We start from the raw sequence: 21,458 nt of genomic DNA on the forward strand, positions 1-21,458 counted from the left end.
TCTGCGCCAATGATACTTTGGGGTTCCCCCATGGGAAAGTAGGGCATCGCCAGGCTACTGTACGACTAAAAACCCGCTAACTGCGGGTTTTTTCTTTATAAGCGGCGGCTTTTTATTTTTATTGTGCTTTAGCTTGAAAATTCAATATAAACTGGAAGACTTCTTTTATGAACTTCCTGAAAAACTTATAGCGCGGTATCCATCAACACAGCGTACCGATAGTCGTTTACTTTGTTTAAATAAAAAAACAGGTGCCATTCAACATAAAAAATTCAAAGATAGTTTAAAGCTTATAAATTCAGGTGATTTGTTAATTTTAAATAATACGCAAGTTATTCCCGCCCGCTTATTTGCCAACAAAACGACAGGTGGCAAGGTGGAAATATTGATTGAACGTATTCTAGATAAAAGACGATTTCTAGCGCAATTAAAATCCAGTAAACCATTGAAGTTAGGGACAAAACTAATATTAGAAAATGGTGTGCGCCTAGAAATATCCGCTAGGGCGGAAAATATATTTGAATTAATTTTTTTAGTAGAAGTGCCTTCTATTTTAGAGCTATTAAATAAAATAGGCCATATTCCATTACCTCCTTATATGCAAAGAGCGGATGAATTATTTGATTGGGAGCGCTATCAAACTGTATTTGCATCCACACCGGGTGCAATTGCCGCACCGACAGCAGGTCTACATTTTGACGAAGACTTGTTAGCACAACTAAATGCTAAGGGAGTTAACATTGTTTATATTACGTTACATGTCGGTTCAGGAACTTTTCAGCCTATTCGTAGTATTCGCTTTGAAGACCATCAGATGCATAATGAGCCTGTGACAGTGTCAGAAGCAGTGTGTGAAAAAATAACTCTTACTAAGCAAAATAATAAGCGCGTTATAGCGGTGGGAACAACGGTAGTGAGGAGTATAGAAACTGCGGCTTTAAATGGTCAAATAAAATCATTTCTCGGAGATACACGTCTTTTTATTTATCCAGGCTTTCAATTTCGTTGTATTGATGCCTTAATCACTAATTTTCATTTACCGCAATCGACTTTATTGATGTTAGTGTGTGCTTTTGCAGGTTATGAATCTGTTATGCCGGCCTACCAAGAGGCGATTAAACAGAATTATCGATTTTTTAGCTATGGTGACGCCATGTGGATTAGTTAGTTTTTAGTTTTCTTAAATGGGTTTAACATACAAAATTTGCGAATGGACAACGAACCAGGTAAATTGCTTGGCTTAATATCATTGATATCCTCAGGAGAAAAGTATGAGTTTTTTAATCACTAATGTGTTGGCTCAATCAGCCGCAACTTCTGTCACCCCTTCATCGAGTGGATATTCTCAAATTTTAATTTTATTAGGTTTTGTCGTCATCTTTTACTTGTTATTATGGCGGCCACAAGCGAAACGCGCGAAAGAACATCGCCAATTAATGGCTAACTTAGCGATAGGTGATGAAGTGACGACTACCGGTGGAATAGTCGGTAAGATTACCCGCCTCAATAATGATTTAATTAGTTTAAAAATCGCAGAAAATGTTGAAATTAATTTACAAAAAGCAGCTGTTTCTAGCGTATTACCTAAAGGGACTATAAAGTTTTAAACCACTTATGCTCAATAAATATCCTCTCTGGAAAAATAGTTTATTACTGGTGTTGTTGATATTGGGTTTTATTTATGCAGCACCTAATCTTTTTCCAGAGCAGCCCGCTGTACAAATTTCTCCTTCTACAGCGATCATGCATGTAAATCTGAAAGCTTTACAAGCTAAAGTCAATGCATTGATAAAAGCAGCGCAGATTGCCCCTGTTAGTGAAGCGCTTAATCAGCAAACGCTTTTATTGCGATTTAATAACACCGATACCCAGCTTAAAGCCAAAGATATTTTATCCACTGCATTGGGTGATGATTATACCGTCGCGGTTAATTTGTTGTCATCGACACCGCGATGGATGCAGGCTATTGGGGCATCCCCAATGAAGCTGGGACTTGACCTACGCGGGGGGGTACATTTTGCTTTAGAAGTTGATATTAATAATCTTATTGCGCAACGCATGCAAGGATTAGCAAAAAATATTAGCGAAAACCTTCAACAAGCGCGTATTCGCTATATGGAATTAACACCGAAAGAAAAACAATTATCTATTTTGTTCAGAAATAAAAGCAATTTATTACAAGCAAAAAATTTATTGGAACAACAGTTTCCAGCATTTGAATTTACTGAAGCAACGGATAATCCTAAACAACTTAGGATTGTTTGGTCGAATCAAGGACTCAATAATTTACGGCAACTGGCTATAGACCAAACCATTAATACGCTACGAAATCGAATTAATGAGTTGGGAGTTGCTGAGCCGATTGTTCAACAACAAGGGAATAATCGAATTTTAGTTGATTTACCTGGTGTTCAGGATATTGCGCGAGCACAACAAATTTTAGGTGGGACAGCGACAATTGAGTTTCGTTTACTGGATACCGTTCATAATCCACATCTTGCTGAAATCAATAATACAATACCTGCAGGCTCACAACTTTATCAATATGAAAGCCAGCCGATATTGTTGAGTAAACAGGTTATTTTGACAGGTAATTCGATTACTGATGCTTCAACGAGCTTTGATGAGTCGGGACGATCCGCGGTAAGTATTAGTTTGGGAGGAGGAGGAGAAAGCTATTTTCATCAAGTGACGGGTGAAAATGTGGGTAAGCCGCTGGCTATTGTGTATGTAGAAACTAAAAGCAGTGTAAAAGTCGTGAAGGGAAAAATTACTCATATTCCGCGTAAAGTAGAACGAATTATCAGTATCGCTAGAATTCAGACCGCACTCCCACCTAATTTTCAAGTAACCGGTTTAACCAATCCACAAGAAGCCTTAAACTTATCCTTATTATTACGCGCAGGTGCTTTGCCAGCACCCATTTATGTGGTTGAACAACGTACGATAGGTCCACAATTAGGCGCAGAAAACATCCATAAAGGGATTATTTCTATTGTGGTAGGCTTTATTTTGGCTGTTGTGTTTATGGCTGTTTATTATGGAGTGTTTGGTGTCATTGCGGATATAGCCTTAGCACTTAATTTAGTATTATTGGTTGCCTTATTATCTTTATTGGGTATGACGTTAACCCTACCAGGTATGGCAGGAATCGTTCTAACCGTTGGGATGGCGGTTGACGCGAATGTCTTAATATTTGAGCGTATTCGTGAAGAATTACGCAATGGCGTGTCACCTCAATCGAGTATTCATGCGGGTTATGATCGGGCATTAATTACTATTATTGATGCCAACGTGACCACCTTAATTGTCGCATTAATATTATTTGGCGTAGGTACAGGTTCGATCAAAGGATTTGCGGTGACTTTAACCCTAGGGTTACTCACCTCAATGTTAACCGGGATCATGATAACAAGAGCCTTGATCAATGTCTGTTATGGGGGGCGTCCTCTAAAACGTTTGCCGATTGGTATTTAGTTTTAAAGAGTAAAAACTGTGGAATTTTTTAAAAAACAAACCCATATAAATTTTTTAGGCTTGCGTCGCTGGGCGGTGGCTTTGTCTTTACTATTAATTGTTATTTCTGCGGGATCCTTAATCACTAAAGGGTTACGTTGGGGATTAGATTTTACCGGTGGTAGTCAATTACAAGTTTCTTTTAATCACACTGCAGATATCCCTTTATTAAGGAAACAATTAGTAGGCGCTGGATTTAAAGATATCTTAGTGCAAAGCTACGGAACTTCACGTGATGTACTGATAAGCTTGGCCCCCCATCAACACACTACGCAACATGATTTAAGTGCGCAAATTATAAAAGCGTTACCAGGTGCACAATTAAAACAAATTGAATATATCGGTCCTCAAGTAGGGCGAGAGTTAGCAACTCAAGGCGCACTGGCTGTTTTTATTGCACTATTAGGAATCATGATTTATATCGCGCTACGTTTTGAATATCGTTTTGCAGTAGGAGCAGCGATTGCTTTGATTCATGATCCTATCGTTATTTTAGGTATCTTTTCTTTATTTGGTATTGAATTCAATTTAACGGCTTTAGCCGCTATTTTAGCGGTTATTGGTTACTCACTTAATGATACGATCGTTATCTTTGATCGAATTCGTGAAAACTTTCGTAAGCTACGCAAAGGGTCGGCAGTCGAAGTGGTCAATCTCTCCATTAATCAAACTTTGTCGCGTACTATCATGACATCCGCGACGACATTGCTCGTGGTACTTTCGCTCTGTGTTTTTGGCGGAACAATGATTCATAGTTTTGCATTAGCGCTGGTAATAGGAATTGTGGTAGGAACTTATTCATCAATTTATGTGGCAGGAACTATCGCAGTTGCATTAGGTCTCGATCGACGGAATTTTTTACCTCCAGTAAAAAGTGTCGATGAGAGACCTTAACACCATAAGTTCAGTTCAATGAGTAGGATTAAAGTTTTCGGCTAATGGCTTGTAGTAATAAAGGACAGAGTTTAGGATTGGCTACCATAATATGACCCGTGGTGAAATAATTTTCACCCCCTTTTATATCACACGCTATTCCACCGGCTTCTTGAACCAGTAAAATACCTGCTGCCATATCCCACGGAGCGAGTTCAAGTTCCAAAGCAGCATCTAAGCGTCCTGCAGCAACATAGGCTAAGTCCAGTGCAGCCGATCCCGTTCTACGTATGCCACTCGCTTGTGACATCATGGCGCGCAAAGCTTCTTTATTAATAGAAGCAGTCAGTGTATTGAAACCGCGGCTAGGAATTGAAATTCCTATTAAGGATTCTGGAATACTTGAACGTGTGCTGACACGTAAACGACGCGTAAAGCGTTGTGTATTATTTAAATAAGCACCTTCCCCTCGTGTGGCAATAAAGGTTTCTTGACGTAAGGGGTCATAGATAAGGGCATGTTCAATGCGGTCTTTTTCGTTGTTTTTAATAGCAATTGAGATCGCAAAATGTGGAAAATCATGGACATAGTTACAGGTTCCGTCGAGCGGATCAATAATCCAAGTGTATTTATCACCGTTAATTGGCTCGCTTTCTTCAGCAAATATCCCATGATTTGGATAGGCTTCTTGGATAGTCGAGATAATAATTTTTTCCGCTTTTAAATCGATCTCAGTGACAACACCGCGGTTGTCTTGTTTTTGTTGCATACGAAGTCTGTCTAAACGGTGTAAACCGTCTAAAATAGTTTTACCTGCCAGACGAGCAGCGCGATCGGCGATATTTAAGAAAGGGTGCATGGATATTGATGATAAAGTGAAAACTAATATTATATTTTTAAAAGTTCCAGAATGATACCATAGCTTATGCCTCTAAAATATCTTTAGAAGCTCACTTCATGCGTTTACTACAAATTCTCCTGAAAGTACTTGAGGTCTGATTTGACGCCATCAACCCTTTGTGTGAAGCTAGAATGTTAAATAACAAATAATTTTAAGCTTTTCGACCGAATAGATAAGGGGTTAGTCGGAAGGTTTATAGGTAAAAACTCATGTCTCTTTCACAGATTCGGATCGTACTCGTCAATACAACCGATCCCGGCAATATTGGAGCGACAGCCCGTGCGATGAAAACCATGGGCTTGAAACAGCTTTATCTTGTTGAACCAAAGTCTTTTCCACATGTGAATGCATCAGTGCGTGCGAGTCATGCGATTGACGTGTTGGCGGAAGCGACAGTTGTCGATCATTTAGGTAGAGCCATTCAGGATTGTCATTTAGTTTTTGGGACCAGTACGCGTATCCGCGAACTCAATTGGGTTTCTTTAACAGCCCGAGCTGCCGCTGAAAAAATAGTGATTAAACCACAACAAAAAGTAGCGGTAGTGTTTGGGCAAGAACGATGTGGTCTTACCAACAAAGAATTACAATTATGTCATTTTCAAATTAATATTCCTGCAAACCCAGATTATAGCTCCTTAAACTTAGCGGCCGCAGTACAAATTGTCTGTTATGAGTTGCGTATGGCTTTTTTACATGAAATTAAGCTTGAGGAAAAAGCGATTCCTCTGGCAGATGTCAAACAGCAAGAATATTTTTACCAACATTTACATGATCTACTCAATAAAATTGAATTTTTAAAACCGATTCGTAGCCAACAAATTATGGATAGATTACGTCGCTTATTTAGCCGATCGGAATTAGATGTCAATGAAGTGAAAATTTTACGAGGAATACTGAGCACGATTGAAAAAAAATTAGCTTCTCAGCCATAAGACGTGTCTATTTTATGAATAATCAATTTAATTGCGAACTGCTCAAATCCAGCAAAAACTCACAGGCTAGAGTCACTAAAATAACGACAGCGCATGGCAGTGTGCTAACGCCTGCTTTTATGCCAGTGGGAACACGTGCTTTTGTTAACCATATGATGCCCCAGGATCTGAGAGATGCGGGATCGCAAATTATCTTAGGTGGCAATACCTATCATATGTTACTTAATCCTGGTATGGAAGTTATCTTAGCGAGCGGAGGAATGCATCGTTTAATGGCTTGGGATAAGCCTATGTTAACGGATAGTGGTGGTTTTCAAGTATTTAGCTTGTCGAAAAATTCCAAAATTTGTCATATTGATGCGAAGGGGGCACATTTTAAACATCCCACTACAGGAAAAGTGATTCATTTGACACCCAAAAGCTCTATTGAGGCACAAAGAATTATTGGCGCGGATATCATCATGGCTTTTGATGAATGTACACCTGAAAACGGCGGTAGAGACGCCGCGTTAGCAGCGATGGATCGCACACATCGTTGGTTATTAACTTCAAAAGAAACTTACTTGGTTTCAGATTCAGTTTATGGTCATCAACAAGCTTTATTTGGCATTATTCAAGGGGGTAGTTTTAGGGATCTTCGTGAATTAAGCACACAATTTATTTTAGCAGCAGAGCTGGATGGTATTGCAATCGGTGGAGAAGTCATTGGTTTTGATATGCAGAAAACAGTTGAAGTGATCGATTGGATTCGGCCCTTATTACCCGATAATAAGGTTCGTTATACGATGGGAGTAGGACTTAATCCACAAGATTTGATTGATGTAGCCGCCAAAGGAATTGATTTATTCGATTGTGTTGCACCAACACGCAATGCACGACATGGCGCACTTTATCACGGGAATGTTATCAAAAAAGATAACGGCTTAGAATTTGTCAGTGAAGAAAACCAATCCAGAATATTGATTAAAAAATCTATTTACGCAAAAGATGAAACCCCTATTTTAGCAGGGTGCTTATGCTATACTTGTCGGCATTTTACACGTGCCTATTTACATTTTTTATTTAAACAAGGATCGTCTCTTTATAACCAGCTGGCATGCATACATAACCTATACATCATGCACCATGTTTGCGAACAAATTCGACGCTTAATCTTTGATGAATAAGTGACAATAGACTCACAGCAATTGGATTTTGACAAGTGCCGCGAAGGGAATTGCAAGCTGATCGGCAACACAGATAAAAATTCAATTGCGCAGAGTATCGTTTTATTTTAATGGAATGCCAGTGATACTTTTTTATTGTTGTCGACGAAATAACATCGTTACGAATGCAATGATCGCTAATATGATGAATATAAAAAAGATAATTTTTGCAACGCCAGCCGCTACGGCAAAAACACCGGTAAATCCAATAATGGCAGCAATGATAGCAATAGCTAGAAAGATAAATGCCCACGCTAACATAATACTTCTCCTCTACTTAAATTGGTTTAAGCCTTAAGGTTAGTTGATGAATCCAGTAGTCGCAAGTGACGATAGGTATTCTTAGAAAAGTGCCGTCATATTTTGGTCGTTTTGACAACAGGAGTATAAAATATGTCTATAAATGAATCGCAAACACGCGATACTCTCTTAAATGAAATCAAAATTTATCCCCCATCGAAAAACTTTTCCGATCATGCGCGGATTAACTCTATGGACCAATATGAAGAGATTTATCGCCACTCTATGGAACAGCCTGACCAATTTTGGGCACATATTGCGGGTGAATTACACTGGATGCAGACTTGGAAAAGTGTATTAACTTGGAAGGAACCATATGCAAAATGGTTTTTAGAAGGTAAAACCAACGTGTCATATAATTGTCTCGATCGCCATCTGCCGCATTATGCAGAAAAAACCGCATTGATTTGGCAGGGAGAGCCAGATGAGAAACGTCAATTGAGCTATAGGGAATTACTTCAGGCGGTTTGCCAATTTTCTAATGGATTAAAAAAATTAGGTATAAAAAAAGGTGATTGCATTACACTGTATATGCCTTTAATCCCGGAACTTATTATTGCGGTCTTAGCTTGTGCGCGTTTAGGAAGCATTCATAATGTTGTATTTGGCGGTTATTCGGTACAAGCGCTAGAAAGCCGCATTCAAGATTCAAACTCTAAATTGGTTATTACTGCGGATGCTGCTTACCGACGCGGTAAGATTATCCCACTTAAACAAGTGATGGATGAAGCGTTATTAAGTTGCCCGTTAGTAGAAAAAGTCATTGTTTATCAAAGAACTCAGACTGAAATTCCGTTAAAAGCTCATCGCGATATTGGGTGGCATGATGTGATAGCAGAGGTTAGCGATTTTTGTCCTGCTGAGCCTATGGATAGTGAGGATACACTTTTTATTCTTTATACATCCGGTTCTACCGGAGAACCGAAGGGGATTTTTCATTCCACTGGCGGGTATATGGTAGGGGCTTATTATACTTCCAAAATAGTCTTCGATTTAAAACCAGAAGATGTTTATTGGTGTACTGCCGATGTGGGTTGGATCACAGGTCATACTTATGTTGTTTATGGCCCTTTGTTAAATGCAGCAACCGTATTTATCTATGAAGGAGCTCCTGATTGGCCTAAACCCGATCGTTTTTGGCAACTCATTGAAGAATACAAAGTCAATATCTTTTATACTGCACCCACGGCCATTCGTTCTTTTATGAAATGGGGTAATGAATGGGTTGATAAAAAAGATTTATCGAGTTTAAGACTGCTAGGTAGTGTGGGCGAGCCTTTAAATCCAGAGGCGTGGCTATGGTATTTTGAAAAAATTGGTAATAAGCAATGTCCTATTGTTGATACATGGTGGCAAACAGAAACAGGCGCCATTATGATCGCATCCATTCCTGGAGCGATACCAACTAAACCCGGTTCAGTGGCTAAACCTTTACCTGGCGTAGAAGTTGATATTGTGGACACGGCGACGGGACTCAGTGTTGAGCAGGGAAAAGGAGGGGCTTTGATTATTCGCCGTCCTTGGCCAAGTATGCTGCGCGGTATTTGGAATGATCCCAAAAGATATGAATCACAATATTGGGGTAAAGTTCCCCATGCTTACTTCTCAGGTGATGGGGCACGTTTTGACACAGAAAATTATATTTGGATTATAGGGCGTACGGATGATGTGATCAAAGTTTCTGGACATCGTTTAGGATCTGCAGAAATAGAAGCGGCTTTAGATAGCTATCCTGCAGTTGCAGAATCTGCCGTGGTGCCTATTCCAGATAAAATCACCGGTCAATCGATAGTGGCTTTTGTTGTGCTAAATAATGATGTAAAAAAGCCAAAAGCTACATTAAAGGCCGAACTTATTAACCAAGTTAGAGTGACTATAGGTGCTATTGCGTTACCTAAGCGTTTAATTTTTACTGTGGCATTACCAAAAACCCGTTCGGGGAAAATTATGCGCCGCTTATTACAGGACATTGCGGTGAACCGTGAAATTGAGCAAGACACATCGACATTAGAAGATTTTTCAGTACTTAAACAGATTCAAGAACAACAAATGCAAGAACAACAAAACGGAGAGTCGAATAATCACTATGCAGAATAAAAATGTTATCATTATTCCCGCACGTTATGCTTCCAGCCGATTCCCAGGAAAGCCATTAACGTTGATTAAGGGCCATAGTTTAATTTATCGAGTTTGGTCTATTGCTAAAACTATTAAGAGTGTTGATGAAGTCTATATTGCAACCGATCATGCGGATATCCAAAGACACGCTATCAATTTTGGCGCTAAAGTATTGATGACGGCCGAACAGAATAATGGCACGGAACGTAGTTTTTTTGCACTTTCTTTGTTAGAAAATAAACCGAATATTATTTTAAATTTGCAGGGAGATGCAGTGTTAACGCCGCCCTGGGTTCTACAAGCACTAATCGATGCCATGATCGCTAACGTTAAGCTCGAAATAACAACGCCGGCAACACTAATTAATGCAGAGCAATACTCTGTTATGCAAAAGGCTAAATTAAACGGTGAAGTGGGAGGTACGATGGTTGTTTTTGATAAAGATTTAAACGCTTTGTATTTTTCTAAGAGCATGATTCCTTATTTAAGAGATACACAGATGGGTTCCCCTCCACTTTATCGACATATTGGCCTGTATGCCTATCGTTATTCGGCATTAGAAAAATATATCGCTTTACCACCCACCCCGTTAGAAAAATTAGAAGGACTCGAACAATTACGCGTATTGGAAAATGGTCAATCGATTCGAGTGGTGTTAGTAGATTATAAAGGGCATACGCATGCTTCGATTGATAGTCCCGAAGACGTTATTCGGGTTGAGCGTTTGATAGAAGCAGAAGGAGAGTTAGTCGTTTTAAAGTCAATGAAAGATAGGCCAATATGAACGTTATTTTTTCTCGTCACGGTAATACTTTTTCTGCAAACGATGCGGTGGTATGGGTCGGTGCAACACAAGATTTACCTTTAGTGGATTCAGGTCGCTTACAAGCTAAATGTTTGGCACAAGCATTACAAAAAATTGATATACACCCTAAAGCCGTGTATTGCGGACCTTTAAAAAGAACACAGGATTATGCAGTGATTGTGTTAGAAGAATTACATTCTACGTTGAAGCCCACCGTAGATACTCGTTTAAACGAGATTGATTATGGTAATTGGGCGGGTCTTAGTAATACCCAAATTCAGGAAGTAGGTGAGGGTCAAGAATTGTCTGCTTGGGAAAATTTAAGTGTTTGGCCAAAAATTGCGGGTTGGTCAGAATCCCCAGCCCATATGGCCAAAGAAGTTAAAGAATTTAGCAATGATTTAGTGACTCAATATGATCCGACAGATACTATTTTAGTGATTACCAGTAATGGTCGGCTACGTTATTTTTTAAAACTTATTCCTGGCTTATTTGAACAGCAGGTGCAGAATAAAGCATTTAAAGTAGCCACCGGTAATATTTGTTTATTCACTTATGAGCATAAATGGCAAATGAAGTTTTGGAATAAAAAACCTGAATATCTTTTGCCATTTAAAAATGAAAACTAAAATAATTGACTCATTATCTTATTCAACTAAAAAATTAAAATAAGTATTTTTATAAGGTTCATTTTGTAGCGTAAAATGCCACCATTCGGTTTTTATTGGTCTAAAACCAGATTTTATCATTAATGAGCGTAGTAGCATCCGGTTTTGAAATTGTTCTTCCGTAATGTCACGATTATCAGGGTGGGATAATGGATCGAGGTAATCAAAAGGCGTGCCCATATCGAGTACTTGGTTGTTTTCAAGATTAATTATTGTTAGATCGACTGTGCTGCCGCGCGTATGGCCTGAGCGTCGTGCAATGTAATTGAATTTAAAAAGGTAGCTTTTATCAATATGCGGATAAAAGACATTTTTCATCTTTTGATCTCCAGTATTTTGACTCCATTGTATAAAATCATTAACTGCCATTTGCGGGCGATAGCCATCATAGACGAGTAGGCCTAAATTCTGTTTATTCAGTGCGGTTTGTACCTTCAATAAGGCATGCGTAGCGGCACTTGTTAAAATGCAGACAGGCTTTTTATAGCCGCTAATTGGACGACCCACAAAATTATTATTGCCGAAATAACGGATATCTTGCTTAATGTTAGGAATAATCTCAGTGACATAAACAAAATTATCAGGTTTTTCTTCTGCAAAAACATCCATAACAATAAAAACTAGCAAGTAAATAAATAGACGGCACATTATAAAAACTATTTTACACATAAAAATAATCAATGATACGGAAATCTGTTGTGTTAATTAAAGCTGAATAAAAAATTACGCTTTATTACGTTCCCAATAACGCAGTTTTCTGCAAAGTTTTATGAATGCTTGGCAAGAATTTGCATTTTTTAAGGCCACAGTCCCTTGATCCGGTTTAAATTTCAATTCTTTAAATAGAAGAGCAGTTAATTCGGGTGTATAGGCGATTAGTTTACATTGATGAAAGCTCTCTTGCAGAAAAGTAAATAGTTTTAGTTTGTCACATTTAAGCAAATCTTTAGGTTTAGCAATAATTGCAATGGCATCATAACAAGCAGAAACAGCTGTTTCGAAGCTTTGTTGTGGTTTAAATTTCTTCTTATTTTTAAAATCTAAAATTTTAGGTGCAATTATTTCTAAAAAACCGCCTTCTTTTTTAATAAATTTTTCTAGATTAGCGGCTAAGGAAAGGTTACTCTTTTCAGTGAGTATCACCGCTAATTTTCTTCCCTTAAAAGTATTGGGAGGGTTTAATACGATACTTAATGAAGGTGCGCGCGATTGCTTTTTTTTCTTAATGCCAAATACCGGAGCAGGTTTTGGTATAGGAGATAAGCCCAAGAGATTAGCCACATTTTTAGCGAGTGCTATATCAATATTGAGTAAATGCGAAATAACACGGGCTTGAATAGTATGGGTATTGACTTTACTCAGTTCGAATGCTAAGGCTGCTTGAATGTGTTGTTGCTCAACGGGAGTTTGGCTAATATAAAATAGGTTAGCTTGATTATAATAATCTGCAAAACTTTCCGCACGCAATCGCACTTTCTCGCCCGATTCCATGGCCGGAAAGGATTTAAACCCTTTTTTTAACAATTCACGTGGCCCGCCTGTTTTCCCCCACGAATTAGGTTCATAATTGGCTCTTCCAGATAGATTACGAAATGCCATATGTCCATCTTGTTGAAAGTTATGAAACGGGCACTTCGGCGCATTGATAGGAAGTTGAGCAAAGTTAGGACTTCCTAAACGTTTTACTTGCGTATCTAAATAAGAAAAATTACGACCTTGAAGTAATGGATCATTGCTGAAGTCTATTCCAGGGACAATATTTTGTGTGCAAAAAGCCACTTGCTCTGTTTCGGCAAAAAAATTATCCACGCAACGATTTAAGACGAGTCGACCCACTTTTTTAATCGGAATTAATTCTTCTGGGATTAATTTGGTGGCATCTAAGATATCAAAATCAAATTTTTTAGCAGTTTTTTCATCAAAAAGTTGTATTCCTAATTCCCATTCCGGATATTGGCCCGATTGAATCGCATCCCATAGATCACGGCGATGAAAATCTGGATCAGCTCCATTGAGTTTTACCGCTTCAGCCCAGGTGAGTGATTGCAAACCTAGTTTGGGTCGCCAATGAAATTTAACAAAGGTCGATTTTTGTTTAGCGTTAACCAGTCGGAAAGTGTGTACTCCAAAACCTTGCATGAAACGGAAGGAACGTGGGATAGCTCGGTCTGACATCACCCACATTACCATATGCATGCTCTCAGGATTCAGTGATATAAAATCCCAAAAATTATCATGCGCCGTTTGTGCTTGCGGAAAACCACTATCCGGTTCGTCTTTTGCCGCATGAATCAAATCGGGAAATTTTATCGCATCTTGAATGAAAAAAACGGGGATATTATTACCGACAATGTCCCAGTTTCCTGCTTTAGTATATAATTTAACGGCAAAACCTCGAACATCGCGCGCGAGATCGGCGGATCCTTTATTTCCAACGACCGTAGAAAAACGTACAAAAGCGGGCGTTCTTTCTTTTTCTCGCTGAAATAAATCTGCACAAGTATATTCCGCTAGAGATCGATAATTTTCAAAATATCCATGCGCACCATAACCTCTAGCATGGACGACACGCTCAGGAATTCTTTCATGGTCAAAATGAAAAATTTTTTCACGAAAATGAAAGTCTTCAAGTAAGGTAGGGCCTTTTTCGCCTATGCGTAAAGAGTTTTGATCATCAGAAACTGCAGTGCCTTGAGCCGTAGTTAAAATGGGAATAGTGTGATTCGCCTGCTGGTGAGTTTCAACCCGCTTTTCTTTTTTCTTGGCGGATCTCGGTGTACGAATTTTTCCTCGTGCTTTTTTGCTCATCATTCTTCCTTGAATAAATATAAAAAAGTTTGCTGGATTTGCTTATTGATAGCTTGAATAAAAAAAACTTTATTTCACCCTCCTTAGTTAGGAAATTTACTAAAAATAATTATTTGCTGCGAGTAGTTTTTTAATTTTTTTATTATGAATAAACTGTTCATTAGCATGAACCTACTTTTAATTGACCATTGTAATTATTAAGTTTTTTAAGTTCATCGATTGTATAAAATAGTGAATAATCTGAGCTAATGATATCCTTGCCTTTTGGATCGTAATGTACCGTGTAACTCCCATTAGCGACTTCACTACCGTTCGGTTTTTGCAATGCACATAAATGCCACATTTATTCCCTTGTGATTATAGAAGAAATTTGTCAAGATCGGTTGGTTAGTGAATATATTTTCCAAGCAACAGACAAAATACTCTAAGCATAAAAATTACAAAAGATTAGAGAAGAAATTGCTTGATATTTGCTAGACAAGATGTGAACTTTTTAGTCGTGCGTACAAAATAGGCTCAAATTCTAATAATGGACTCAAAACGAAATTGCTAATCGTGTTTAAATTAGCTACAATTCGGCTCCTTTCTTGTGAAGGGCCCATAGCTCAGTTGGTTAGAGCAGCGGACTCATAATCCGTTGGTCCTAGGTTCAAGTCCTAGTGGGCCCACCAGTAAAATCAAACACTTATACTATTTTCAAATGTTCTTGAAAATTCACTTGTGCGACTTCTAGTACTTTCGCAAATTCGTTGTCCGAGTATTTTTTTGTCAATGTGCCAAATTCCCTTACGATTAAGGAGGTCTGTTCTTTTTCGCTCCATAATTTTTTACTCCTTTTGTTATTGGAGCGGCCTTACATTGCTTATAATGCTCAACCCATGCTAATTTGAGTAATAAAAAAATAAAAACCGACTTATAAACCTGGCTCAGGAAGTCGCGGAGACAAGATTTAAAAAATAATACATCTACTCAATTTATGGGACATAGTAGTATCCAATTGATCAGTTTTATAAACCGAATTTTTTATTGTTTCTGGATTTAGTAAATTGAAGAAACGATGAAACGACAAAGAAGATAAAGAGTCATTTTTTAAGGTGAAATTTTTAGCTATAATACTTTCTGTCCAATTTTTACAACCTATAATCTTATTGTCTAGCAAATAATTAATTTTAATCTGATCATTCCAGTAAACTAACAAATCTTGATCCTTTTCTATAAAGTCAGGCTTTTCTTCTTTTATATTTTTGGATAATAAATGAGAAATAAACCATTTTGCTAACTCAATATGATTATTCCGATATGCTTTATGTAATGGAGTAAGTCCAGAATTATCAATCATGTGAATGTTACCCCCTTTTTCTACAAGCAGTTTTGCTACCTTAATATGGCCCTCCACACATGTATAGTGAAGTGCTGTTTCTCTATAAGAGCCCATTGCATTAACACAGGCTCCATGTTCTATAAGCAGTTTTGCTAATTCAATCCTTCCTTTAAAACATGCCCAATGGAGTGGGGTTATTCCATTACTACCCATTTCATTAACATTGGCTCCATGTTCTATAAGCAGTTTTGCTAATTTAATCTTACCTGTTATACATACCCAATGGAGTGGGGTTGCTCTAAGACCGTTAATTCTATTAACATTGGCTCCGCATTCTATGAGCAGCTTTGCTAATTCAATATTGCCTGTTATAGATGCCAAACAAAGTGCCGTTACTAATCCATTATAACCAACAGCATTAACATTAGCGCCAAATTTTATCAATGGTACTACTAGTGCTTCAATATCACCTTCTTTACATGCACTATGGAGGAGTTGGGTTCTATTACAGGTAATTTCACTAGAGGTATTTCGTATAATCAGTTTTGCTAAATCAAAAGGGTCGCAGTCAAAAAGTTCCAGCATTAATAGGATCCCTGTGTTCTAAACATTTAAAATAAAAATAGGAGAAGACTGATAAACCTCGCCCAGGAAGTCGCTAAAATAAAGTTTGAACATTAACATTTAAAGCTTACATAAGGAGAATCTTTATAATTCTTCAAACTATTAATAAGTGCTTTTTTAGTCATAGGAGAAAGTTTTAAATTAGGGATTTTTTTGAAAATATTATGGCTATGGATAGCTATCGGAATATTATGATAAGTTCTTAAGTTCTGTGATAGCTGTTTTTTATTTTTGCTTAAAATAGTATAAAATTCTTTATAATTGTTTTCGTTCAGAACTTTTTCTAATAATTGTTTATGCGTAATAAAGTCCTTTTTAGTTTTAATTTCAGTATTTTCTAAAAGAATTTCATATAAATCAGTTAATTTTACATCAAAATAATCAGAATTTTCTAATACCAGTTCAAAAAGATCTGACCCCAAAAACCAATCTATATTATCAATCGAAATAGGTTTAGAAGAAGTCATTTTCTTTAGTGTTTCTAGATTATCAAAATTAACCTCAAGAAAATCATCGAGATCAGGCTGGTTTTCGTTGCCAGAGATTCCCAATTCTTTTAAATCTTTCTCCACAAGAGCTAGTGAAAAAAGCATGTTACGACGCTGTTTCAAAACTATTTCTTCAGTCTGAGAATAATTTATTTTCGAAGGTGCCAAAAGAATTTTTTCAATGACTTCAAAATTATGAATTTTATTGACAAGTGCTTTCAAGAATTCTGGATCACCATCAAGCTCAAATTGCCGATAAAATAGATTGCTCTTTAATGCGCTAATAATTTCTGGAAAAGATTCAGAAGAAACAGGATAGTTAAATATTTTTTTAAGGTTTTCAAATACCTTGAATAATTCCTGTTTATTTGGAAAATCTCCAAATGAACGCAATTTTACTACCTCATCAAGTCGTATCATTATATCTGTCATAGAAAAACTACCCTTTTCAATAGATTTCCATAATATAGCTATTTATTCTTAAAACTTTATTAACCGATTCACTCCCATAGGATGTATCTTGTCTTGTTTTTCGTGATAATTATAATGATCTATCGACTTAAGCTTCAGTAAAACTTCTTTTCGATTCTTAAGTTGATGGGTCTTATCAGTCCTTTCCTTGGGCAACCTGATAAATAAAGTTCTTTTTGTTTATCAGGTTGTTTTTATGTCTGAAATTAATTTAGAAACCGCGATGTGAGGGTCAATGTCGGAATCAATGACGAAAAGTATGCTTTAGCGATTTCCTTAACCTCGGCGTAAGATAGCTGTGATTAATCTGATGCGACAAATGCTTTATCGTACAAAATTCAATAAAGAATACACAGAAAGATTAATTAATTGCCTTTCTAATTATTCAAAAATCTTTGATGAGAAAAATAATATTTATAAAGATCATCCATTACATGATTGGACCTCCCAGGCTGTCGATGCCTATCATTTTTAAAAATAAGGGAATAATTCGTTGGGGTGCGTTTTAATCCTCAAGCTATATATTGATTCCTTGTAAACCCTGTTGCTTTGGTTTAATCGACTTTTTAGGTTTATGAGTTGTTGAAAGAACAAGGCACACTCACTGCTTGATTAAGTACTCCTAGCTCTTTAGTCTCCAAGTGCTCTAAGATCTCTCTTGCGACAATTTCATTTAGCTGTACCGTTTGATTTCTGTTCTGTTTGGAGGCCGAAGAAAACATATTATATTTAAGGCATGAATTGGATAGAAGTGAGTCTATCGTTTCATTTCTTTCTTTTTTATGTAAATAAATCTCTTCTAAGTTTTTTTTCAACTTATCCGTATAGTCAGGAAATAGCTGTTTTCTCAAAAGCTCTAGATCTCTACTCTTAATAGATCTCGCTAAAATAGCGGCATCTTTTTTGGTTAAATCGTAGAAAGAAAATTCTAGTTCAGATTTAATTTTTTTTATTGCTTCAATTTCACGTAATTTATGCCAAACAGTTGATAATTTTTCATCTTGTTGTATGAAGCGGGGTGTTTCTTCGGCTATATTTTGAAGCATTGCACTATAAATCAGTAATTCTACTATCTCTCTATGACCTTCTAAACGTGCCCGACAGAGTGCTGTTCTACCACTATTGCTAGCGGCACCAACATTGGCGCCCTTGTTTAGAAGGTGTTTTACTATTTTAGGATTACCTTTTTTAGACGCATGATAAAGAGGTGTCCTTCCGCTATCACTTGCTAAATTAACTTTAGCCCCCTTATTTGTTAATAGATTAACTACTTCGGTTTGATCGTTTGAACAGGCGCTGTAGAGGAATGTTACTCCACGACTATCAGGTAAATTAACGTTAGCCCCTGCATCTGCAAGTAATCTTACAATTTCAGTATGGCTTTCTAAACAAGCCCAATATAATGGCGTTGCTCCATAATTGTTAATTGCATTAACGTTAGCGCCATTTTCAATAAGTAGTTTTACTATTTCAGTATGACCTTCTGAACAGGCCAAACCCAATGGAGTTCCATCACTCTCATTATCTAAATTAACCTCAACTCTATGCTTGATGAGCAATTTTACTACCTCATAATTACCTTTTGAACATGAGAAGAACAATAAGTTTTCTTTACTTTCGCGAGTAGTCGCTTTATTTTCTAAAAATAACTCTACTATCTCATTATGACCTTTAAAATACGCACAATACAGCGGTGTTCTGTCAGGTTGGTCAGCTAGGTTAATGTCAGCGCCATTTGCTATCAGTAATTTTACTATTTCTGTGTAGCCCTTTTTAGAGGCTTGATAGAGGGGTGTTGTTTTTTCATTGCTACTGAGTAAATTAACAATTGCCCCATTTTCTATCAGTAATTTTACTATTTCGGTGTGGCCTTTTGAACACGCGGCGTACAGTAATGTTTCCTTATAGTCAACCACATCAACAATAGCTCCATTTTCTAGAAGTAATTTTACTGTTTCAGTATGACCTGCTGAACACGCCCAGGTCAGAGGTGTTCCGAGAATATTATTTTCTGGATTAAGGTTAACTCCATGCGTTATAAATAACTTTACGATCTCAGTTTTACCTGTTAAGCAGGATGTGTAGAATAGTCTTTCTTTACTCTTGCTAGAAGTAGTTTCATTTTTTATAAATAACTCTATTATCTCATTATGGTCTTTAAAATACGCACAATCCAGTGGTGTTGCGCCATTTTGGTCAGTTAGATTAATGTCAGCGCCATTTACTATCAGTAATTTTACTATCTCAGTATGGCCTTTACAACATGCGGCATATAGAGGTGTTTCTCCATTATGGGGGTAAACTAAATTAACGTTAGCTCCATGGTGTATAAGTTTCTTTACTATCTCAGTATGGCCTTTACAACATGCGGCATATAGAGGTGTTTTTCCATTATGGTTAACTAAATTAACGTTAGCTCCATTCTTTATAAGTTGCTTTACGTTGTTAACATCCCCGTCATAGCACGCGGCATACAATGCTTCTTCATCATTACTAACTAGATTAACGTTATGATTAAGGTTAGTTCGTCTAAGTAATTCTAACAGTTCTAGTGGAACTGTGTCCGGCTCTAATACCGGATTAGAAAGTTTGGGCGGCCATGGCATAGAGGAAACTCCTTATTATTTTTAGGGCTTTAATTATCTACTAATAATTAACAGTATAACACGTTATCCTTAATATTAATTTTCGAGGTAAAGTATTTGTACTTATTGGTAATAATCATATAACTACCTATTTTTTTCTTGCGACCTCGCGATGGTTCGTGCAGGTTTTGACGGGTGTCTAAATTTATACGTAAAAAACCTGCACTGAACCGAACCAATCAACTAAAAAAATAATAATTTATTGTTAGTTTATATTGAGTTCTATTCTGTTATTAGCTTGAGGAGGTGAATGTTGTCACCGAACTAGGAAGTAAATGAGTATTGAATTTTCCATCAACAAGATGAATCGCTTCTCCTGCTTGCCAACGAACCCCTAATTCAGTTGGAGTAGTATAGGGTGTTAGTGTTTGTATCGACAAAGGTGCTTGTTCCAAATGTATTGAAGCAGGAACTTGATCATCACTCGCATTAATTATTACAATGCTTAAATGATCGGTATCAGTCGCTTTAAAAGCAGATACATAAAGACTAGAAGCAAGTGCAGCACTATTCGTTGTGATACGACGATAGCCTTCTTTGACATATCTCGAATAATTGCCCATAACATCATAGACTTTAGTTAGCTGATAATTACCTACTCCATTGGAAGAAATTAACGCTTCATTATTATTTCCTCTTATCATACCTAGCCAAAAAATAAAGGCATTAACCTCTTTGACAGCTAAAAATTTATGCAAACAAATAGCTGCTTGCAAACCTAATGTCATACTGGGGTCAAACGGTGTCGTTGCACAAGATTCAGTAATCCAAGCGGATTGATACCCTGAGGGTAATTGGCCAAGCGGATTGGTATCGTAACTGACTGTGCCTTTAAGACTGGGTATTGAATAAGCATGACTCGCTAAGATATCCACATTTTTTTTATCTTTCATAAACCAAGAGACTAAATTGAGTGTGATGCTATTGAATCCCCAATTAGCGGATTCTCCTACCATAATTTTTGTATCTAGATTGCGTTGTTGAAAAATGGGTTTCATATATTTTTCTACAAAAGAAGCGGTATCCGAAGGAAGCCAAAGACAAACATCCCATGGCGAGATAATGTTTTCGGGTTCATTTTGTGGTGACATGGCAAAAATGGGAATGCCTGCTGTCTGATAGGCTTCGATATAATCAGCTAAAAAATTAGCAAATTCTGCATAATAATCTTTGGATAATTTTTTTAAAGCCGTTTTCATGTAGTAGGGTGGGCTCCACACACTGGGAACTATTTTTATATGAGGATACTGTTGTTTGACAGTTTTCAATATCCAAAGTTGGGAGCGACGTTCGACTTCCGCTTGATCAGGATTATCAAAATAAGGGTCATTGGGAGGAATATCTAAATTAGCATCCATGTTGAAATTTCTTTCACCGGGTTGCGTTGAAAAGTTTGGGTGAACTTCTGTTCTCACAATAGAAAATTGCAAGTCCTGGAACAAAGCTTTCATGATGTCATCACGTCTAGCATCTCGAAAAAAAGGTATTTCTCGTCCACCAAAGCAACCAAATCCTTCAATTACTTGCTGTGTTTCTAAGTATTTAATTTGTATATTTTGTGTCATGTCTAACTCCATTTTTATATTAATTTAGTAAAAATTTATTATACTTATTATTATAAAAAAAGTTGCTTACATTATCTGGTATTTATAAAAAAAATTAATTCTCTTCTTGAGTATTGAAAGACTAGAAAAAAGTTTTTATAGATAGAATTTTACAAAGATTAGACATTGCGTTTGGATCAGTTTTGTAAATAGCTAGAGAGATAGCGCTTTAGTATTAA

The 21,458-nt window shown here is 37.1% G+C and carries 19 protein-coding genes and 1 tRNA gene; 11 read left to right on the forward strand and 9 right to left on the reverse strand.

All coding sequences use genetic code 11. The features are described 5' to 3' along the window. Window positions 1–133 precede the first annotated feature (133 nt). The 4 genes from queA to secF all read left to right on the forward strand — a co-directional run bounded on the left by queA (window position 134) and on the right by secF (window position 4,410). The gene (gene queA / locus A1D18_RS01375) at window positions 134–1,168 is read left to right on the forward strand and encodes a tRNA preQ1(34) S-adenosylmethionine ribosyltransferase-isomerase QueA (protein WP_216095009.1); all 1,035 of its coding nucleotides are present in this window, start codon (window positions 134–136) and stop codon (window positions 1,166–1,168) included. A gap of 103 nt (window positions 1,169–1,271) precedes the next feature. Beyond that, on the forward strand, window positions 1,272–1,607 hold the full coding sequence (yajC, locus tag A1D18_RS01380) for a preprotein translocase subunit YajC (protein ID WP_071662034.1): 336 nt from the start codon (window positions 1,272–1,274) through the stop codon (window positions 1,605–1,607). A 7-nt stretch (window positions 1,608–1,614) separates the two neighbouring features. After that, the gene (secD, locus tag A1D18_RS01385) at window positions 1,615–3,477 is read left to right on the forward strand and encodes a protein translocase subunit SecD (protein ID WP_071662035.1); all 1,863 of its coding nucleotides are present in this window, start codon (window positions 1,615–1,617) and stop codon (window positions 3,475–3,477) included. Between the two features lie 18 nt (window positions 3,478–3,495). Next, window positions 3,496–4,410 carry a protein translocase subunit SecF gene (secF, locus tag A1D18_RS01390; RefSeq protein ID WP_071662036.1) on the forward strand — a complete coding sequence of 305 codons (915 nt, stop codon included), beginning with the start codon at window positions 3,496–3,498 and terminating at the stop codon, window positions 4,408–4,410. A 28-nt stretch (window positions 4,411–4,438) separates the two neighbouring features. Here secF and A1D18_RS01395 read toward each other — a convergent pair whose 3' ends face one another. Beyond that, complete coding sequence (locus tag A1D18_RS01395) at window positions 4,439–5,248, reverse strand: inositol monophosphatase family protein (RefSeq protein ID WP_071662037.1); 810 nt, start codon at window positions 5,246–5,248, stop codon at window positions 4,439–4,441. Between the two features lie 251 nt (window positions 5,249–5,499). Here A1D18_RS01395 and A1D18_RS01400 point away from each other — a divergent pair, with 251 nt between their 5' ends. After that, window positions 5,500–6,222 carry an RNA methyltransferase gene (locus tag A1D18_RS01400; RefSeq protein ID WP_071662038.1) on the forward strand — a complete coding sequence of 241 codons (723 nt, stop codon included), beginning with the start codon at window positions 5,500–5,502 and terminating at the stop codon, window positions 6,220–6,222. A gap of 14 nt (window positions 6,223–6,236) precedes the next feature. After that, window positions 6,237–7,388, forward strand: coding sequence for a tRNA guanosine(34) transglycosylase Tgt (gene tgt / locus A1D18_RS01405; protein ID WP_071662039.1), 1,152 nt, complete (start codon window positions 6,237–6,239; stop codon window positions 7,386–7,388). Between the two features lie 132 nt (window positions 7,389–7,520). On the opposite strand, the gene A1D18_RS01410 is transcribed toward tgt, so the two are convergent. Next, window positions 7,521–7,688 carry a DUF1328 family protein gene (locus tag A1D18_RS01410; protein WP_071662040.1) on the reverse strand — a complete coding sequence of 56 codons (168 nt, stop codon included), beginning with the start codon at window positions 7,686–7,688 and terminating at the stop codon, window positions 7,521–7,523. Window positions 7,689–7,820: 132 nt separating this feature from the next. Here A1D18_RS01410 and acs point away from each other — a divergent pair, with 132 nt between their 5' ends. Genes acs through A1D18_RS01425 form a run of 3 tightly spaced genes read left to right on the forward strand, consistent with a single transcriptional unit; the run spans window position 7,821 to window position 11,279 of the window. Continuing rightward, window positions 7,821–9,824, forward strand: coding sequence for an acetate--CoA ligase (acs, locus tag A1D18_RS01415; RefSeq protein WP_071662041.1), 2,004 nt, complete (start codon window positions 7,821–7,823; stop codon window positions 9,822–9,824). After that, the gene (kdsB, locus tag A1D18_RS01420; protein ID WP_071662042.1) at window positions 9,814–10,629 is read left to right on the forward strand and encodes a 3-deoxy-manno-octulosonate cytidylyltransferase; all 816 of its coding nucleotides are present in this window, start codon (window positions 9,814–9,816) and stop codon (window positions 10,627–10,629) included. Before acs ends, kdsB begins: the two co-directional genes overlap by 11 nt. Continuing rightward, window positions 10,626–11,279, forward strand: a complete 654-nt coding sequence (locus A1D18_RS01425; protein ID WP_071662043.1) for a histidine phosphatase family protein — start codon at window positions 10,626–10,628, stop codon at window positions 11,277–11,279. Before kdsB ends, A1D18_RS01425 begins: the two co-directional genes overlap by 4 nt. An 18-nt stretch (window positions 11,280–11,297) precedes the next feature. Here the strand turns inward: A1D18_RS01425 and A1D18_RS01430 are convergent, their stop codons facing one another. From A1D18_RS01430 to A1D18_RS01440, 3 genes are all read right to left on the reverse strand, one after another. Further along, entirely contained in the window at window positions 11,298–11,927 is a 630-nt protein-coding gene (locus A1D18_RS01430) for a M15 family metallopeptidase (protein ID WP_071662044.1), read from the reverse strand. A gap of 114 nt (window positions 11,928–12,041) precedes the next feature. Continuing rightward, the gene (locus tag A1D18_RS01435; protein WP_281244131.1) at window positions 12,042–14,129 is read right to left on the reverse strand and encodes a catalase; all 2,088 of its coding nucleotides are present in this window, start codon (window positions 14,127–14,129) and stop codon (window positions 12,042–12,044) included. A gap of 157 nt (window positions 14,130–14,286) precedes the next feature. After that, window positions 14,287–14,469 carry a hypothetical protein gene (locus A1D18_RS01440; RefSeq protein ID WP_071662046.1) on the reverse strand — a complete coding sequence of 61 codons (183 nt, stop codon included), beginning with the start codon at window positions 14,467–14,469 and terminating at the stop codon, window positions 14,287–14,289. A 251-nt stretch (window positions 14,470–14,720) separates the two neighbouring features. On the opposite strand from A1D18_RS01440, the gene A1D18_RS01445 reads away from it, so the two are divergent. Next, window positions 14,721–14,797, forward strand: a tRNA-Ile gene (locus A1D18_RS01445). Between the two features lie 278 nt (window positions 14,798–15,075). On the opposite strand, the gene A1D18_RS01450 is transcribed toward A1D18_RS01445, so the two are convergent. After that, window positions 15,076–16,032 (reverse strand): ankyrin repeat domain-containing protein, encoded by a 957-nt coding sequence (locus tag A1D18_RS01450; RefSeq protein WP_071662047.1) that lies wholly within the window; start codon window positions 16,030–16,032, stop codon window positions 15,076–15,078. 92 nt (window positions 16,033–16,124) lie between these two features. Beyond that, window positions 16,125–16,991, reverse strand: a complete 867-nt coding sequence (locus A1D18_RS01455) for a hypothetical protein (RefSeq protein ID WP_071662048.1) — start codon at window positions 16,989–16,991, stop codon at window positions 16,125–16,127. A gap of 358 nt (window positions 16,992–17,349) precedes the next feature. On the opposite strand from A1D18_RS01455, the gene A1D18_RS06695 reads away from it, so the two are divergent. Beyond that, on the forward strand, window positions 17,350–17,505 hold the full coding sequence (locus A1D18_RS06695) for a hypothetical protein (RefSeq protein ID WP_245756766.1): 156 nt from the start codon (window positions 17,350–17,352) through the stop codon (window positions 17,503–17,505). Window positions 17,506–17,602: 97 nt separating this feature from the next. Here the strand turns inward: A1D18_RS06695 and A1D18_RS01460 are convergent, their stop codons facing one another. Together A1D18_RS01460 and A1D18_RS01465 are read right to left on the reverse strand one after the other, a co-directional pair. After that, a complete protein-coding gene (locus A1D18_RS01460; protein ID WP_071662049.1) occupies window positions 17,603–19,636 on the reverse strand; it encodes an ankyrin repeat domain-containing protein in 2,034 nt (677 codons plus the stop codon). Window positions 19,637–19,908: 272 nt separating this feature from the next. Further along, window positions 19,909–21,240, reverse strand: a complete 1,332-nt coding sequence (locus tag A1D18_RS01465; protein ID WP_071662050.1) for a glycoside hydrolase — start codon at window positions 21,238–21,240, stop codon at window positions 19,909–19,911. Between the last annotated feature and the right edge of the window lie 218 nt (window positions 21,241–21,458).

It is taken from the genome of Candidatus Rickettsiella isopodorum, from assembly GCF_001881495.1.
Lineage (GTDB): Bacteria > Pseudomonadota > Gammaproteobacteria > Diplorickettsiales > Diplorickettsiaceae > Aquirickettsiella > Aquirickettsiella isopodorum.